Origin of the sequence: Oliverpabstia intestinalis, from assembly GCF_009696065.1 — a bacterium.
Classification (GTDB): Bacteria; Bacillota; Clostridia; order Lachnospirales; family Lachnospiraceae; genus Oliverpabstia; species Oliverpabstia intestinalis.
Genome location: NZ_VUMS01000016.1, coordinates 36,321 through 52,117 on the forward strand (window position 1 = coordinate 36,321; position 15,797 = coordinate 52,117).

Here is a 15,797-nt window from a genome sequence, read left to right on the forward strand (position 1 = left end):
AGAGCATACAGGAGGTACTTTACAAGAAAATCTCTTCGCCTTTTTTAGTCCTTTTTCGCGTTAACAAACCGAGTGTACTCCGGCATCCATACCAGATTTACTGTACCGATCGGGCCGTTTCGCTGTTTGGCGATGATAATTTCCGCCATGTTTTTGTTTTCAGTATCTTTATTATAATAATCATCACGATAAATGAACATAACCACGTCCGCATCCTGCTCGATCGCTCCTGATTCTCGGAGGTCTGAAAGCATCGGCCGTTTATCATCTCGTTTTTCCACCGCACGGCTCAGCTGTGACAGCGCAACCACCGGAACATTTAACTCTCTGGCTACCCCTTTCAGTGCCCGGGAAATATCAGAAATTTCCTGCTGACGGGAATCACCGCCACGTCCACTACCGGACATCAACTGTAAGTAGTCAATGATAATAATATCCAGTCCCTGTTCCAATTTGAATTTTCTGCATTTGGACCGAAGCTCAGAAATAGAAATACCTGGTGTATCATCAATGATCAGACGGGAATTTCCAATCACACCGGCTCCCTCGATCAATTTCGCCCAGTCTTCATCTTCCAGACTTCCGGTACGGATCTTTTGAGAATCCACCTTAGACTCCAGTGAGAACAGACGGTTCACCAGCTGTTCCTTACTCATCTCCAGCGAAAAGATGGCTACTGATTTGTCTTTTCGAAAAGCCATATACTGTGCCATATTCAGAACAAATGCCGTCTTACCCATGGAAGGACGAGCCGCTACCAGGATAAAATCCGAAGGTTGCAGACCGGATGTCTTATAATCCAGATCCACAAAGCCCGTTGGAATTCCCGTTACAGTTCCCTTCGTCTGTGAAGCTTTCTCGATGGTCTCCAGGGCGTTTAACACCACCTGGCGAATCGGAACATAATCTCCACCCGTTCTGGTCTGAAGAAGCTGAAACAGCTGCTTTTCTGTATCTTCCATGATTTCTTCCACCGGTTCTTTATCCAGATAACAGGTATTGGCAATATCTTCGTTCATCTTGATCAGTCGGCGCAACATTGCTTTTTCTTTGACGATTTTTGCATAATGTCCTACGTTAACCGAAGTAGGTACCGCCGTCAGAAGATCCTTTGCAAATTCCATGCTGCTGATCTCCGGCGGAACATCCTTTTCTTTCAGTTTCTCCGGAAGTGTGACAAAGTCTACCGGTTTTCCTTCGTTATATAATTCCACCATGGAATCGAAAACAATTCCCATCTGCTGTCGATAGAACTCATCTCCGGTCAGGATCTCGGATGCAATCATAATCGCCTCACGGTTCATCATCATACAACCGATGACAGAGCGCTCCGCATCATCGCTGTGGGGCAGAATTCGTTTAATCAGTTCTTCTTCCACGGAAGAATTCCTCCTATGCTTCTTTTACCACAACCTTCAGTTCACCTGTTACCTTCGGATGTAACTTGATTGGCACCATAGTTGTACCCAGCTCTTTGATCGGAGCTGAAAGCTGCAGTTTCTTTTTGTCCAGTTCATATCCAAGCTGTGCCTTTGCCGCCTCCGCGATCTCTTTTGCAGAGATGGATCCGAAAGTTCTTCCACCTTCTCCAACTTTAATGCCTACGGTTACCTGTTTGTCTTTCAGTTCTTCCGCGAATGCTTTTGCAGCATCCAGATTTTCCTGTGCTACTTTGTCTTTATGAGCTTTCTGAAGTTTCAGATCATTCATATTTTTTCCGGTTGCTTCCACACCAAGTTTTTTGGGAAGCAGAAGATTTCTTGCGTATCCGTCACTTACATTAACAACCTGTCCTTTTTTTCCAAGAGCTTTTACATCTTCAAGCAAAATAACTTTCATCTTTATATATCTCCTTCATCTAGCATTTTCTGTAAAGTCTGTTTCAGTACATCTTTCGCCTCTGTAATAGAGTAATGTTCCAGCTGCGCTCCTGCGATATTCAGGTGCCCGCCACCGCCAAGGCGTTCCATCACAATCTGTACATTTATTTCGTCGATGGATCTTGCACTGATATAAATCGTATTGCGATAATCTGTCAGCACAAAAGATGCCTTTACCCCAATGATATTCAGCAACTCATTTGCCGCCTGTGCACCAATCACTGTAGGGCTGTCAAGTCCTTCACTTGGACACACCGAAATTGCAAAGTGTTCACGAAACAGTTCTGCGTTTCGGATTGCTTCTCCTTTAGCCCGATAATCCTCAACATGTTCACGAAACATCTTTCTTACCCTTGTCACATCCGCACCACATCTCCGCAGAAAAGCTGCGGCCTCAAACGTGCGTACACCGGTTTTTGTAAGAAAATTATTGGTATCGATCATTATTCCCGCATACAGACTGTCAGCCTCTATATTCCGGATCCGAATACCGTCCGCAAAATATTGCAGAATCTCTGCAACCATCTCGCAGGCCGATGATGCATAGGGTTCAATATAAGATAATACCGCATTCTGAATAATATCTTTACTCTGTCTGTGATGATCCAGTACCACGATTGTCTTGGTCATATACAGAAGTTCTTCACATTCTGTATAACCTGGTCGGTTCGTATCCACTACAACCACTACCGTATTATCATCCACAATCTCTTTTGCTTCATGACTTGTGACAAACATCCGGAAATCATAATCCTGGCTGTGCAGGAACCCGTCCATCAGCGGACGGATCGATGAAGTCGGATTATTGATTACAATATAAGCTTTTTTCTCCAGAGTTCTTGCAGCCCGGTAGATACCGATGGCAGCTCCGAAAGAATCCACATCTGTAATCTTGTGTCCCATGACCACGATCTTGTCCTTACTGCTCATAAATTCTTTCAGAGCATGGGCTTTCACTCTGGCTTTCACTCTGGTAGTCTTTTCCATCATCTGAGATTTTCCGCCAAAATACGTGATATTATTGCCATCTTTGATGACAACCTGGTCACCACCACGACCAAGAGCCAGTTCCATGGCGATCCGGGCCGATTCGGAAGTATGCGCATACGAATCCGCATTGATACCGATACCGATACTGATAGTTACCGCCATCTCATTTCCGATATTTACAGATTTTACTTCTTCCAGAATATTAAATTTTTTCTCTTTTAACTGTTCCAGTGACTTACGGCGCATGACCAGAAAATATTTATCTTTTTCCAGTTTCTTCACCACGCCGTCTATCGAAGCAAAATACTTGTTGATCTTACGATCAATCAGCGCGATCAACAAAGAGCTTCTGACCTCTTCAACGCTTTCTAGCGCTTCCTCATAATTATCCAGATACAAAAGTCCGGTCACAAGCTGTTCTTCCTGATTCTTCCGCATATACTTTTTAAGTTCTGTTTCATCAAAAAGATAGGCTGCAATCAAATAATTCTTCTCTTTATCTGCATCTATGATCTGAGAACCATCCAGCAGTTCATCGATCTCTACTCTTCGCATGTTCAGCCGAAAATCATGATCCTGATATGCGACTTCGAAATCTCTTACTTCCTCCGGCAACGGAAGTTTGTTCATTGTCACCTCCGGAAAAATATTTCCGATAAAGCGACGGTACTTCTGATCTTTCCCCGTCAGATAAAGGAACTCATCATTCATCCAGAGGATCTTTCCTTCTGCATCCAGCAAGGCATAGGGAAGTGCAAAGTTTTTCATCAGACTTTTCTGCACCTGACCATATTGGGTAGCAAAAGAAATCAGTTCGTTGAGGAACACCGGTCTTCTGTGAAAATATAGCAGAATCCCGAGCAACAGATACACTGCCGTAAATACTGTACCGATTCCTCCCGCCTTCCAGCTGACGCTGTATAATAACACATCCATTGCCACCAGAAGTATCGTCAGAATAAAAGGCCAGCGCATATATGTTGCCAGCTTACCCTTTAACTTAATTCCATCTTTCATACTCTGTACCTATTATCGATTTTCCCTCCGCATATTCTATCCCCACAGAGTAAAAATCTCCTTTTCCAAGTACACCTTTGCTTTCTTTAAACAAAGGTATGATTTTCCGGCACTCTGTCAAAAATGACAAACCACCAAATTACTCTCCTATTATATCATTTCCCGCGCAAAGAAAAAAGTCTTTTCTTTTTAAACAAGAAAACCGCCATCGGTTTCCCGATGACGGTATAACAAACTTTTTGAATTAGTCTGTTACATATGGCATAATAGCGATATGTCTTGCTTTTTTGATTTCTACAGTCAGAGCTCTCTGATGTTTTGCACAGTTTCCTGTGATTCTTCTAGGAAGGATTTTTCCTCTCTCGGAAACATATTTTCTTAATTTATTTACATCTTTGTAGCTGATTTCATTGTTTTCTTTACCGCAGAATACACAAACTTTTTTTCTTCTGCGTCCGCCTCTTCTCTTCATTGGAGAATCCGGTCTTTCACTTTTATTGTAAGCCATGAATATTACCTCCTTATCGAAATCTAACGATTCGCACCCGAACCTGGGTTCAATGCGTATTAGTTAAATGGCAGATCCTCATCAATTCCATCCGGAATATTCATAAAACCGTCTGCAGATCCGCTTCCACCTGCTGTCGGAGCGGATGGTGCTGCCTGACCGCCAAAATTACCGCCACGGTAATTGTCGCTGGCTGCCTTGCTCTCTGCAAACTCCTGGTCTTCAACTACTACATCCGTGGTATAGACCTTCTGGCCGTCCCGGTTTGTGTAGCTTCCGGTCTGAATTCTTCCACTGACTACAACCTTCAATCCCTGACGGAAATACTTCTCAGCAAATTCTGCTGATCTTCCAAAGGCTACACAGCCAATAAAATCAGCCGTTGCCTCACCGTCTCTCTTGAATCTTCTGTCAACAGCCAGTGTATATCTTGCGATTGCCATTGAATTGTCACCTGCTGAATATCTTACCTCAGGATCTCTTGTTAAACGACCCATTAAAATGACTTTGTTCATATTCTTACCTCTCTTGTAAATGTATATACTTTTACGGGATCTTACAAACCTTTAATGGGCTTGGCACTTAAGAAAAATTAAGCTTCTTTCTTAACAACTAAATATCTCATTACATTGTCCATGATACGAACGTGTCTTTCAACTTCTGCAGGACAGGTTGCATCTGCTTCGAACTGGATGAAATAGTAGAAGCCTTCTCTCATTTTCTGAACTTCGTAAGCTAATCTTTTCTTACCCCATTCTTCAACTTCTGTAACTGTTCCGCCGTAACGTGCTACATAGCTTTTTGCTTTCTCTACTACGGCTTCACGAGCTTCATCCTCGATTTTTGCATTCACAACCAATGCTAATTCATATTTGCTCATGCTGTTTTACCTCCTTTTGGACTTTTGGCTTCCGGTTTCAGTACCGGAAACAAGGATAAATTATATATCACAAGACGATATTTTACCATGAATCAAAAACAATTTCAAGTATTTTCTTCACTCTTTTTCTGTAAATTTCTTGTGTTTTTTTCCACCAGTTTCCGTGCAATCATGATTTGATGACCGCACCCGGTGCATTTCAGACGGAAGTCAGCACCCACACGGAGAATTTCCCATTCACTGCTTCCACAGGGATGTTGTTTTTTTAATTTTACAATATCCCCCACTTCATACTGATATGTCATATTTTATTTCCCCTTTACTTTAATCTGTGAAAAAATCTGACCAATTGGTTTCTGGATCAGAAGATCTGCATTTCGATCCTGTGGTGTGGCACCTTTATTGATCAGTACCAGTGCTCTTCCCCTGAAATAATCCAGCAGACCGGCGGCCGGATATACTGCGAGAGATGTGCCACCCACGATCATCACTTCTGCCTCTGCAATGGTACGGATGGCATCCGATACTACCTCATTATCCAGTCCTTCTTCATATAAAACCACATCCGGCTTGATCACACCGCCGCACTCGCATTTTGGAACACCCGCAGAATGCAGCATGTACGATGCATCAAAAAATTTATGACATTTCATACAGTAATTTCTGTGTACCGATCCGTGAAGTTCCATCACATGTTTACTTCCTGCTGCCTGATGAAGTCCATCGATGTTCTGTGTCACCACACCGGTAAGCTTTCCCGCCGCCTCCAGTTCCGACAGTTTTTTATGTGCCGCATTCGGCTTTGCATCCAGTGCCAGCATCTTATCCCGGTAAAAGCGGTAAAATTCTTCAGGATGCCGCATAAAAAACGTATGACTTAAAATGGTCTCCGGCGGATAATCATATTTCTGATTATACAGACCGTCCACACTCCGAAAATCCGGAATTCCACTTTCTGTAGAAACTCCGGCCCCACCAAAAAATACGATCCGGTCATGTTGATCAATAAGTTCCTGTAATTTTTCCACATCCTGTCCCATGATACATCCTCCTTATCCACATATTTCACAGGTTTCTTCCACCCATTCACATTCTTTCACTTCTGCATATCTGATTTTATTTATATGTTCCGACCCAGCGCGCCTGTACAACAAAACGCACCGATTCATCGGAAGTACAGGTAGACAATGTTACCACATAATCATCTTTTCCAAGTCCCAGTGCCTTCATATCCACCTTCGACTGTTTTGCCATCTTCTTCACATAAGCCTCAAACTGTTCATCATGTACACTGAACAATGTATATACATCACTGCCCACCTTTGCATACTGCATGGAAAAAATCTCATACCTGTATTTTCCGTTCGGCGTACAGATCCACAGGTATTTGCTGTCTTTGTATTTTTCACTTTCGTACATCTGTTTTAGTTTTCCGAACATTGAACCGTTTTTCATATTATGACCATAGATGATGGTATTGCAATCAGAAAAATCAGATGCATTGGTAGAATCAATAAATACAGACCCCGCAAAATTATAAGTCTTTTTAATTGTCCGGTGCAGATAATATTCATTATCTTCTCCCTGGGCAATTGGATAACTAATAGATGGAATTGCCTCCAGCTCCAGCCATCCCACTACATCGTCATTGATTGCTTTTAATGCGTCAAAATCCACTTCCGGCGGATTGACGGTAAGTTCTTCCTCCGGGATCAGATTTCCTTCCTCATCTTTCTTCTCTTCCACCACTTCCAACGGTTCACTGCTCTGCACCGTTGTTGCTTCTGCCACAGCATGATATTCATCCACTCCTTTTTTATACCCCAGATAGATATTTACCAGCTGATACATAGAGAAGCAGAATACACACAGTGCAACCAGAAACAGCAGTTTCCAGAAGATTCCCCCACCTTTTTTCTTTTTCTTAGCTGTCATCTCTCACTAACTCCTTCTTTCTGTCTTCCATTCTGTTGTACCGTTTCCTGATTCATACTTTTATACAGGCATGGTTCGAAACTCATCCCTGAAAATGAATCGTGATCGGACAGATCTCGCAGTCGGTACCGACACGCATCGCCGATCCCCAGACACCAACCCCGGAAGTTACGATACTGTGCAGGTTCCCTTTTTTCAGATAACCACAGGCATTTTCCCACATCAGTTTGACAGTCAGATTTCCCGGGAACATCTGGCCATCATGGGTATGTCCGCATAGCTGCATATCTGCACCCGATGTCTCAAGTTCTTTCAGTTGTTTCGGCTGATGTTCCAGAACAATGATCGGTTTAGCCTTATCCAGACCACTCAGAATCACTTCCGGCTCTATGCGATTTTTAGTTCCGTCACCCGGCTTTTGCGCATCTTTTCTTCCCACCAGATAAAAAGCATCATCGATCAGCATCACTTCGTCATCCAGAATCCGGATCTTTGCTTTTTTTGCAAATTCTTCAAATCGTGGATCACGCATCTCTTTAGCCTGAGACGCCACAGAAAATCCACCAAGCAATCGCTCTGTCACATCATGATTGCCAAACACACCAAACGAACCATATCTGCTCTTAATTCCCGCCAGTGTCTTTGCGATCCTGTCCGGGTTCTGCACGGCTTCATATTCATTATCAAAAATATCCCCGGCAAATACCACCAGATCCGCATTCTGATCATTAATCTTTTTCACCATCCGCTGCATCTGCCCGTTTCCCACACTATAACCAAGATGCAGATCCGCAACCAGTACCACTTTCAGATTCCTGTTGTCTCCACAGTTTTTCCGGATCGTCACTTCATACGGTTTGACTTTTACGATATTAGAATGCACGATACCATAAGCACTGATTCCTCCAATCAATGCAGTCAGAAGAATTCCCACGAATACATATCCAACTTTACTAAAAAAGAAATCATGTATTTTCCCCGGTATTTTCTTCAGTACCAGCCGCAGGATATCTGCAACTGCAATAAATATCAGAATGTATGCAAAAGTTCCCAGCCAGTAATTACTGATACGCTTTACCAGTACCTGCAATTCTGAAGAAGGAAGAAGGAATGCAAATAACAGTGAGAGTGCCAACAGGGAATAAATTACAATATATGGCACTGCAAACTTTCTGGAGTGAAAACGTTCGGAACACGCTGTCAACCACTTGTGCACCCGATGAAGGATATAAAGGTTTAAAGATATATAAACCGGTATAATAATCAGTAAAATCATATTGTCTCCTCTATGTCATACCGCTCCTTTTACAGATCCAGTTTCATATCTCCGTCCTTGATAAAATTATGTTTTCTCATAAACTGTGTAAACACCACTGTAAGAACTGCCGGCAGCATAAACTGTATCACAACAATCTTCAGCAATACTACAACCGGATGTTCCGTCTGTGCCATCACCTGCCAGGTCATGATCTGACCAACAAAGCCGGCAGATCCCATCCCTGAACCTGTCGCATTGTTCGTCATATGAAACAACATCGTGGAAACCGGGCCAAGCACAGCGCTCGACAGAATCACCGGAAGCCAGATCAGTGGTTTTTTAACGATATTCGGCACCTGCAGCATGGAAGTTCCCACACCCTGTGCGATCAGGCCGCCCACACCGTTTTCCCGGAAACTTGCCACTGCAAATCCTATCATATTACAGCAACATCCCACAGTAGCAGCTCCTGCTGCCAGCCCGGACAGATTCAGGATTACACCTAATGCTGCTGAACTGATCGGCAATGTCAGGATCATGCCCATCAGAACGGATACCACAATTCCCATCAAAAATGGCTGTTGCTCCGTTCCCCAATTGATCAGACCACCGAGCCACGTCATAAAAGAAGAAATCGAAGGACCCACCAGAACACCCACGGCAGAGCCCGTACCAATAGAAAGCAACGGAACCAAAATAATGTCCAGCCTTGTTTTTCCTGCAATCAGATGACCGATTTCAATACCTACATACGCGGCAATAAAGGCGCCGAGAGGTTCTCCCGGTCCCTGGAGTGCCAGATTACCATCCACCAATAATGTTCCGGCCAGTACCTTCGAAGCATAGCCACCGATCATACCACTGGTAGCTGCTGACAGTACAACCATTGGAGATTCCTGAAACTTATACGCTACACCCACACCGATCCCGGCACAGGTTAACCCGGCTGCTATTTTCCCCACCGCATAGATCAGTGTCCCGATGGATCCTCCTGCAAGCGTCCCGATCTGCTGGATGATCGTTCCGATGATCAGTGTTGCAAAAAGTCCCAGTGCCATTCCACTGAGTCCCTCCACAAAAACCCGGTTCAGACATTTCTTAATCAGATTCATACATAACCCCTTTCCAGCTCATCACTTTATTCCTGTTCTTTTCAAAGTGTAACACGGTTACTTCCATTCTTCCAGTACTATTTGACAAATCCACAGCATAAGCATATAATATAATTGATAACGCGGGATGGAGCAGTCTGGAAGCTCGTCGGGCTCATAACCCGAAGGTCGCAGGTTCAAATCCTGCTCCCGCAATTTTTTATGTTCAATTTCAGTAACTATTCAGCAGCCATTATCCCGCGAGGTGTTTTGGCATATTTATGCCAAAATCCCGAGACATACAAGCAAAAATGCCATCACCGAAGGTGATTTTAAATGCATTTTTGCTCGTAACTGTGAAGGTACTGAACAGTTACCAATTTTAAATAAAATCATCACACAAACACCATCTGACACTTTTTTCTGTGTCGGGTGGTATTTTTTTACTCGTTGCTCACGAAAAAAGAAGAGTGACCTTTTTTTAACAGCCAGCTCTTCTTTTTGTCTTTTGTTCTTCTATTTTTACAGCAGATGTGCACGAATCTCGTCTGCGCTCAGCGGGGAAAGATATGCCGGAGCTACATCAAAGACCGTCTTACATCCTGTCATTCCTTCTGCTTTCATACGGCTCAGTGCCCTTGCGTAAGCAACCAGTACACTGGAAGTAAATTCCGGATTGGATTCCAGTTTCAGAGAATATTCGATCATCTGATGGGTATTTTCATTTTCACCGGTCATGCCACTTCTCATAACAAATCCACCGTGAGGCATCTTGTTATGAACAGCGTCAAATTCTTCTTCAGAGATAAAGTTTACTGTGGTATCGTATTCATCAAAATAGTTTTTCATAGTTTTGATGGATTCTTCGATCTGTTTTTTATCAGCACCTTCCTCGGCAACTACGAAGCACTCTCTGGTGTGTTTCTGACGTGTTGTCAGTTCCGGCTGTTTTCCGGCTCTTACCTGATCCATCGCTTCTTCCACCGGAACAGTATACTGAATACCACGTTTTACACCCGGGATTCTTCTGATTGCATCAGAGTGTCCCTGGCTTACGCCTTTACCCCAGAATGTATAGGTTTTTCCGTTTGGCAGAATGGATTCTGCATAGATACGGTTCAGAGAAAACAGACCCGGATCCCAGCCTACAGAGATCATAGCCAGATGACCATTTTCTTTTGCGGCTGCATCTACATTTGCAAAATGCTGTGGAATGTTTGCATGGGTATCAAAACTGTCGATGACATTAAAATCTTTTGCCAGTTCCGGCGTCTGTTTTGGAAGGTCTGTAGCACTTCCGCCACAGATGATCATAACATCGATCTGATCTTTCATATTCTTTGCATCTTCCATGGTGTATGCTTTTACGCCAGGTGTTTTGACAGTTACTGTTGCAGGATCTCTTCTGGTAAATACACCTGCCAGTTCCATATCTTCATTCTGACGGATCGCCATCTCAACGCCTTTTCCCAGATTGCCATAACCTGCAATACCGATTCTTATTTTTTTCATCGCTAATTCCTCCTGTACTCTCCTATCTATTTCCGGAATCTTTCTGTACCTGCTTTGTCAGAAGAGACTCCGATCATGTATATTTCCGCCTCCGTACCGACGGTTTTCGGGGATCACGTTCTGAGACTGCACTTTGTGTTCACCACTTTACCTTTGCACAGTCATAAATCTCCTTTTGTATCCTATCACATTTTGATGTCACGTTCAAGCCATTCATAATGTTCTTCCAATGCCAAAAGCCCTTCCTGAATATTTCCCTCAATAAGACAGATGGCAATATTCTTATGAAGTGCGATCCATTCTTCCGTATCAATGGATGCCGCCTGCCGCAAAACCACCTCACCCTCTGAGCGTATGATCTCAGACAAGGCATCCGTCAGAAGAATCAGAAGCCGGTTCTGCGAATACTCAAATACCAGGTGGTGCAGTTCATGATCCGAGCGGATCCGTTCCTCAAGATCTCCGTTTTCCATCCGGTTGATAATCGCTCCTGCTTTTTCCTTTCCTTCCTCTGAAATCAGCGCGCTTGCCTGCACATACGCCTGTTTTTCCAGAACTGACCGAAGCTGATTGACTTCCCGGTAATTACTCTCTTCCATCAGAACCAGCATGGAAAAAACACTGCTGAGGCTTTCTCCCATCCGGTTTACCAGAAAATTTCCCTTGCCGTGGCGGCTTTCCAGAACGCCTGTATGCTCCAGGATCCGTAGTGCTTCCCGGACCGAATTTCGGGAAATCCTCAGTGTTTCCATCAGTTCCCGCTCGGAGGGTATCTTCCCGCCATAAGAAATATCTTTGTTTTTTATCAGTGTTTTCAAATATTCCAGTACCTGGTCATAGGCTTTTGGTGAAGTTGCCTGTACACTTTCCTTATCCAACTGTTTTTCTCACTTTCTTACTTTTCTTCCCTGCCAGACCCACAGCCGGCATGATTTCCGGACAAAAATACCCGACATATTTTTACATCAGACTTGCAAAAACAGAAGATGTTACCACCGTCAGCAAACCTGCCACAGCGATTGCAAGACTGCTCATCGCACCCTCGATCTCACCCAGTTCCATCGCTTTTGCTGTTCCGATGGCATGAGCGGCAGTTCCAAGAGCCAGTCCTTTTGCCACCGGTTCTTCCAGACGAAAGAGCTTACAGACAAGATCTGAAATCACATTTCCAAGGACACCCGTAATGACGATAACTGCTACGGTAATAGTTACCACACCGCCAAGTTCTTCCGATACCCCCATACCAATGGCTGTAGTAATGGATTTCGGAAGCAGAGTTACATACAACTGAGAGTTCAGATGGAATGCCCGCGCCAGGATGTAAACACCGACCATACTTGCCAGCACCCCGGACAGAATGCCCGCTGCAACGGCTTTGATATTATTCTTCAGCAGTTCAATCTGTCGATAGAGGGGCACAGCCAGACTGACCGTCGCCGGTGTCAACAGATAACTGATATACTGGCCACCTTCGTTATAGGTATCATAATCAATATGAAACAGAATCAGCACCGCCATTACGCAGATGACTGCAATCAACAACGGATTAAAAATTGCCAGTTTAAATTTCTTTTTCAGAAGAGTTCCGATCTCATAGGCCACCAGACTGATCACCGCACCAAAAAATACGGAATTTGTCAGGAAATCTTTCATTTTTATTTTCCCTCCTTACGTTTTCTCTCCCAGCGGATCACCCGCTGTGTCACCTGTCCGGTCACTCCCATGACAAGTACAGTTGTTACTACCGTCACTACGACCACCGGAACCACGACCGGTCGCAGCACATCCCATGCATTCAAAAGTCCTACTGCCGCCGGGATAAACATAACCGGCATAATTTCTATCAGAAAATCAGCGGCTCCCTCTACCTGATCCAGCTTTACAATACCGGTAAGAAGTGCAGCAAGCAACAATACCAGCCCATACACACTGGCCGGAACCGGAAGTGGAATCACCATACGGAAAAACTCGCCGATAAACGAGAACAACAATATCATACAAAACTGTCTTACGTGCTTCAAAATATTTCTCCTTTCGCTGGTAGTACCAGTTTCAGATTATACTGACCTGACTATTTCCTGTCAAGGAGCAAAATCCCCATAGAAATTCAAAAATCTCCGGCAATCGTTTACAAATTGCCGGAGATTTTTCTTTAAAAAATGCTGCTGTCCATTATCCCAGCATTTTCTCCAGATCTTCCTTCGGATCCCCGATTGGACTGATCCGGTAGTTTTCTACCAGATACTGCAGCACATTGGGAGACAGGAATGCCGGGAGAGACGGTCCGAGATAAATATTTTTGATTCCAAGGTGCAGAAGTGTCAGCAGGATGCACACCGCCTTCTGCTCGTACCAGGAAAGCACCATGGAAAGCGGAAGTTCATTGACTCCGCAGTCGAAAGCTTGTGCAAGCGCGACTGCCACTTTGATGGCTCCGTAGGCATCGTTACACTGTCCCATATCCATGATCCGAGGGAAACCGCCGATGCTTCCGAGATCCAGATCATTAAACCGGTATTTTCCACACGCCAGCGTAAGAATGATCGTATCGGACGGTGTCTGTTTTACGAATTCCGTATAATAGTTTCTGCCTTTTTTTGCTCCGTCGCAGCCGCCGACCAAAAAGAAATGCCGGATCGCTCCTGCCTTTACCGCATCCACGATCTGATCTGCTGCCTGCAGAATCGTTCCATGTCCGAAACCGGTGGTCAGCTTTTCTCCGCCGTTGATTCCCTGGTACTGTCTGTCTTCTGCAAATCCGCCAAGTTCGAGTGCTTTCTCGATCACCGGTGTGAAATCTTTCTCATCATCCACATGCACCACACCCGGATAAGAAACTACTTCCGTGGAAAAGACGCGGTCTGCGTAGCTCTCCTTCGGTGGCATCAGACAGTTGGTCGTAAACAGGATGGCTCCCGGAAGATCAGCAAATTCTTTCTGCTGGTTCTGCCATGCCGTTCCGAAGTTTCCTTTCAGATGACTGTATTTTTTCAGTTCCGGGTATGCGTGTGCCGGAAGCATCTCGCCATGGGTATAGATATTGATGCCCTTTCCTTCGGTCTGTTCCAGAAGCAGCTTCAGATCACGCAGATCATGACCGGTAACCACGATAAACGGCCCTTTTTCCACTTTCATTGAAACCTCTGTAGGTTTCGGGATTCCGTAAGTCTCTGTGTTGGCACGATCCAGCAGTTCCATACAGGTCAGATTAACTTTTCCCGTCTCCAGAACCACCGGGAGAAGTTCTTCCATGCCAAGATCCATAGACAGCGTAGCCAGTGCTTTATATAAGAAGAAGTTCACTTCTTCCGACTGATATCCAAGTACCATCGCATGGTATGCATACGCTGCAACACCCCGGATGCCGAATAATAACAGGGATTTTAACGACCGGATATCCTCGTCTGCATTCCAGATTTGTTCCATATCATAATTGTCTGTATTTCCACATTTTGCCACACAGGTTCCGCATCCCGGTGCGATTCTGCTTTTTTCCTCTTCCACACGCTCGATCATCACACGAATCGTCTCTTCATTGAAACTTACATTGGTCAGTGTTGTAAATAATCCCTCGATGATCACCCGGTCGGTATCGGCGGTCTTCGGATTGTTGCCGCAGGTCTTCGCAAGGCCGATCAGTGCCCCTGTCAGCTCATCCTGCGCCTTTGCTACATCAGCCGTCTTTCCGCATACTCCGCGCTTTCCGGTACATCCATTGCATCCTGCTGTCTGCTCACACTGAAAACAAAACATATTTTTCTCCATTTTTTGTACTCCTTTTATCAGTTTTTTTATCGTTTTCTTTACTTTTACCTTATTTATCTCATAAGTATCCCTGATTTTTCTGCTTTTATCCTTCGTACTATGTCTCTCGCACAGATAGCCTCACGGATTACACCGTTTGGTTTTTCCCATCCGTCTGCCTTTAAAACGTTCTGCCCGTTACTCCCGGATCGTACCGTCAGTTCCGACCGTGATCACCTGCCATGGCAGCCGTTTTCCGCTCGCTTCAAGGGCACGTTTTGCCGCCATCTCAAGTCCTCCGCAACATGGAACCTCCATGCGGACAACAGTGATACTCTGCACCTCATTCTGCCGGATGATCTCTGCCAGTTTAACGGCATAATCGGTGCTGTCAAGTTTCGGACATCCCACCAGCACCACACGATCTTTTAAAAATTCATCGTGGAACTTCGCATAAGCGTACGCTGTACAGTCTGCCGCGATCAGCAGGTTCGCTCCCTCATAAAAAGGTGCATGCACCGGCAGTAATTTGATCTGTACCGGCCACTGACGCAGACGGGAACGCTCCGCTTTCGCCTTTTCTTCTTTATTTTTCAGCACTGCTGCCTCGTCATAAGCTTCCGCTTCCCGTTCAATAAAATGAATCGCATCCATCGGACATGCCGGAAGGCAATCCCCCAGTCCGTCACAGTAATCGTCGCGCATCAGTTTTGCTTTCCCGTTTACCAAACCGATTGCCCCTTCGTGACAGGCCTTAGCACAGGCGCCACAACCATTACATTTATCTTCCTCTATCTGAATCACTCTTCGGATCATATTCGATTCCTCCTTATTTTCTATATGCACTCCTGAAATCTCTCTATATCTGATTTTACACAAATGCATTTCTGTCTCTGTTATGCTGTCCTTCTTCTCTTTGCAACAGCTCCCTTGCGTTTACAAACAGAGGATACTATAATATCAGATAAAAATATGTTGTTTT

General features: G+C 44.5%; 17 protein-coding genes and 1 tRNA gene. 1 reads left to right on the forward strand and 17 read right to left on the reverse strand.

Annotated elements, in window-relative coordinates; genetic code table 11:
* Positions 1-44: 44 nt before the first annotated feature.
* From dnaB to FYJ57_RS09805, 11 genes are all read right to left on the reverse strand, one after another.
* A complete protein-coding gene (dnaB, locus tag FYJ57_RS09755) occupies positions 45-1,379 on the reverse strand; it encodes a replicative DNA helicase (protein ID WP_022171220.1) in 1,335 nt (444 codons plus the stop codon).
* 13 nt (positions 1,380-1,392) lie between these two features.
* Positions 1,393-1,839 carry a 50S ribosomal protein L9 gene (gene rplI / locus FYJ57_RS09760; protein WP_154432489.1) on the reverse strand — a complete coding sequence of 149 codons (447 nt, stop codon included), beginning with the start codon at positions 1,837-1,839 and terminating at the stop codon, positions 1,393-1,395.
* A 2-nt stretch (positions 1,840-1,841) separates the two neighbouring features.
* Positions 1,842-3,887, reverse strand: coding sequence for a DHH family phosphoesterase (locus FYJ57_RS09765; protein ID WP_154432490.1), 2,046 nt, complete (start codon positions 3,885-3,887; stop codon positions 1,842-1,844).
* A gap of 244 nt (positions 3,888-4,131) precedes the next feature.
* Entirely contained in the window at positions 4,132-4,395 is a 264-nt protein-coding gene (gene rpsR, locus FYJ57_RS09770) for a 30S ribosomal protein S18 (protein ID WP_022171217.1), read from the reverse strand.
* A 59-nt stretch (positions 4,396-4,454) separates the two neighbouring features.
* Positions 4,455-4,910, reverse strand: coding sequence for a single-stranded DNA-binding protein (locus FYJ57_RS09775; protein ID WP_022171216.1), 456 nt, complete (start codon positions 4,908-4,910; stop codon positions 4,455-4,457).
* 77 nt (positions 4,911-4,987) lie between these two features.
* A complete protein-coding gene (gene rpsF, locus FYJ57_RS09780) occupies positions 4,988-5,275 on the reverse strand; it encodes a 30S ribosomal protein S6 (protein WP_154432491.1) in 288 nt (95 codons plus the stop codon).
* Between the two features lie 104 nt (positions 5,276-5,379).
* On the reverse strand, positions 5,380-5,580 hold the full coding sequence (locus FYJ57_RS09785) for a DUF951 domain-containing protein (protein WP_022171214.1): 201 nt from the start codon (positions 5,578-5,580) through the stop codon (positions 5,380-5,382).
* 3 nt (positions 5,581-5,583) lie between these two features.
* The gene (locus FYJ57_RS09790) at positions 5,584-6,315 is read right to left on the reverse strand and encodes an NAD-dependent protein deacylase (RefSeq protein WP_118618619.1); all 732 of its coding nucleotides are present in this window, start codon (positions 6,313-6,315) and stop codon (positions 5,584-5,586) included.
* Between the two features lie 76 nt (positions 6,316-6,391).
* Complete coding sequence (gene srtB / locus FYJ57_RS09795) at positions 6,392-7,210, reverse strand: class B sortase (RefSeq protein ID WP_154432492.1); 819 nt, start codon at positions 7,208-7,210, stop codon at positions 6,392-6,394.
* 82 nt (positions 7,211-7,292) lie between these two features.
* Positions 7,293-8,372 (reverse strand): metallophosphoesterase, encoded by a 1,080-nt coding sequence (locus FYJ57_RS09800; RefSeq protein ID WP_328597463.1) that lies wholly within the window; start codon positions 8,370-8,372, stop codon positions 7,293-7,295.
* A 143-nt stretch (positions 8,373-8,515) separates the two neighbouring features.
* The gene (locus FYJ57_RS09805; RefSeq protein WP_154432494.1) at positions 8,516-9,580 is read right to left on the reverse strand and encodes a PTS sugar transporter subunit IIC; all 1,065 of its coding nucleotides are present in this window, start codon (positions 9,578-9,580) and stop codon (positions 8,516-8,518) included.
* 121 nt (positions 9,581-9,701) lie between these two features.
* On the opposite strand from FYJ57_RS09805, the gene FYJ57_RS09810 reads away from it, so the two are divergent.
* Positions 9,702-9,775: transfer RNA gene (locus FYJ57_RS09810), tRNA-Met, on the forward strand.
* Between the two features lie 306 nt (positions 9,776-10,081).
* Here FYJ57_RS09810 and FYJ57_RS09815 read toward each other — a convergent pair.
* The 6 genes from FYJ57_RS09815 to FYJ57_RS09840 all read right to left on the reverse strand — a co-directional run bounded on the left by FYJ57_RS09815 (position 10,082) and on the right by FYJ57_RS09840 (position 15,631).
* Positions 10,082-11,071, reverse strand: coding sequence for a diaminopimelate dehydrogenase (locus FYJ57_RS09815; RefSeq protein WP_154432495.1), 990 nt, complete (start codon positions 11,069-11,071; stop codon positions 10,082-10,084).
* Positions 11,072-11,256: 185 nt separating this feature from the next.
* Entirely contained in the window at positions 11,257-11,949 is a 693-nt protein-coding gene (locus FYJ57_RS09820) for a FadR/GntR family transcriptional regulator (RefSeq protein ID WP_154432496.1), read from the reverse strand.
* 82 nt (positions 11,950-12,031) lie between these two features.
* Complete coding sequence (locus FYJ57_RS09825; protein WP_022171207.1) at positions 12,032-12,724, reverse strand: LrgB family protein; 693 nt, start codon at positions 12,722-12,724, stop codon at positions 12,032-12,034.
* Positions 12,725-12,726: 2 nt separating this feature from the next.
* Complete coding sequence (locus FYJ57_RS09830) at positions 12,727-13,092, reverse strand: CidA/LrgA family protein (protein WP_154432497.1); 366 nt, start codon at positions 13,090-13,092, stop codon at positions 12,727-12,729.
* Between the two features lie 151 nt (positions 13,093-13,243).
* Positions 13,244-14,836, reverse strand: a complete 1,593-nt coding sequence (gene hcp, locus FYJ57_RS09835; RefSeq protein ID WP_205839950.1) for a hydroxylamine reductase — start codon at positions 14,834-14,836, stop codon at positions 13,244-13,246.
* A gap of 177 nt (positions 14,837-15,013) precedes the next feature.
* Positions 15,014-15,631 (reverse strand): ATP-binding protein, encoded by a 618-nt coding sequence (locus tag FYJ57_RS09840; protein ID WP_154432498.1) that lies wholly within the window; start codon positions 15,629-15,631, stop codon positions 15,014-15,016.
* Positions 15,632-15,797: the final 166 nt, after the last annotated feature.

Excerpts from the sequence above, each read along its gene's own strand:
- FYJ57_RS09785 (WP_022171214.1), bottom strand. The coding sequence starts at position 5,580 with ATGACATATCAGTATGAAGTGGGGGATATTGTAAAATTAAAAAAACAA.
- rpsR (WP_022171217.1), bottom strand. The coding sequence starts at position 4,395 with ATGGCTTACAATAAAAGTGAAAGACCGGATTCTCCAATGAAGAGAAGA.
- FYJ57_RS09840 (WP_154432498.1), bottom strand. The coding sequence starts at position 15,631 with ATGATCCGAAGAGTGATTCAGATAGAGGAAGATAAATGTAATGGTTGT.
- FYJ57_RS09815 (WP_154432495.1), bottom strand. The coding sequence starts at position 11,071 with ATGAAAAAAATAAGAATCGGTATTGCAGGTTATGGCAATCTGGGAAAA.
- srtB (WP_154432492.1), bottom strand. The coding sequence starts at position 7,210 with ATGACAGCTAAGAAAAAGAAAAAAGGTGGGGGAATCTTCTGGAAACTG.
- FYJ57_RS09805 (WP_154432494.1), bottom strand. The coding sequence starts at position 9,580 with ATGAATCTGATTAAGAAATGTCTGAACCGGGTTTTTGTGGAGGGACTC.
- rpsF (WP_154432491.1), bottom strand. The coding sequence starts at position 5,275 with ATGAGCAAATATGAATTAGCATTGGTTGTGAATGCAAAAATCGAGGAT.
- rplI (WP_154432489.1), bottom strand. The coding sequence starts at position 1,839 with ATGAAAGTTATTTTGCTTGAAGATGTAAAAGCTCTTGGAAAAAAAGGA.
- FYJ57_RS09825 (WP_022171207.1), bottom strand. The coding sequence starts at position 12,724 with ATGAAAGATTTCCTGACAAATTCCGTATTTTTTGGTGCGGTGATCAGT.
- FYJ57_RS09765 (WP_154432490.1), bottom strand. The coding sequence starts at position 3,887 with ATGAAAGATGGAATTAAGTTAAAGGGTAAGCTGGCAACATATATGCGC.
- hcp (WP_205839950.1), bottom strand. The coding sequence starts at position 14,836 with ATGGAGAAAAATATGTTTTGTTTTCAGTGTGAGCAGACAGCAGGATGC.
- FYJ57_RS09790 (WP_118618619.1), bottom strand. The coding sequence starts at position 6,315 with ATGGGACAGGATGTGGAAAAATTACAGGAACTTATTGATCAACATGAC.
- FYJ57_RS09775 (WP_022171216.1), bottom strand. The coding sequence starts at position 4,910 with ATGAACAAAGTCATTTTAATGGGTCGTTTAACAAGAGATCCTGAGGTA.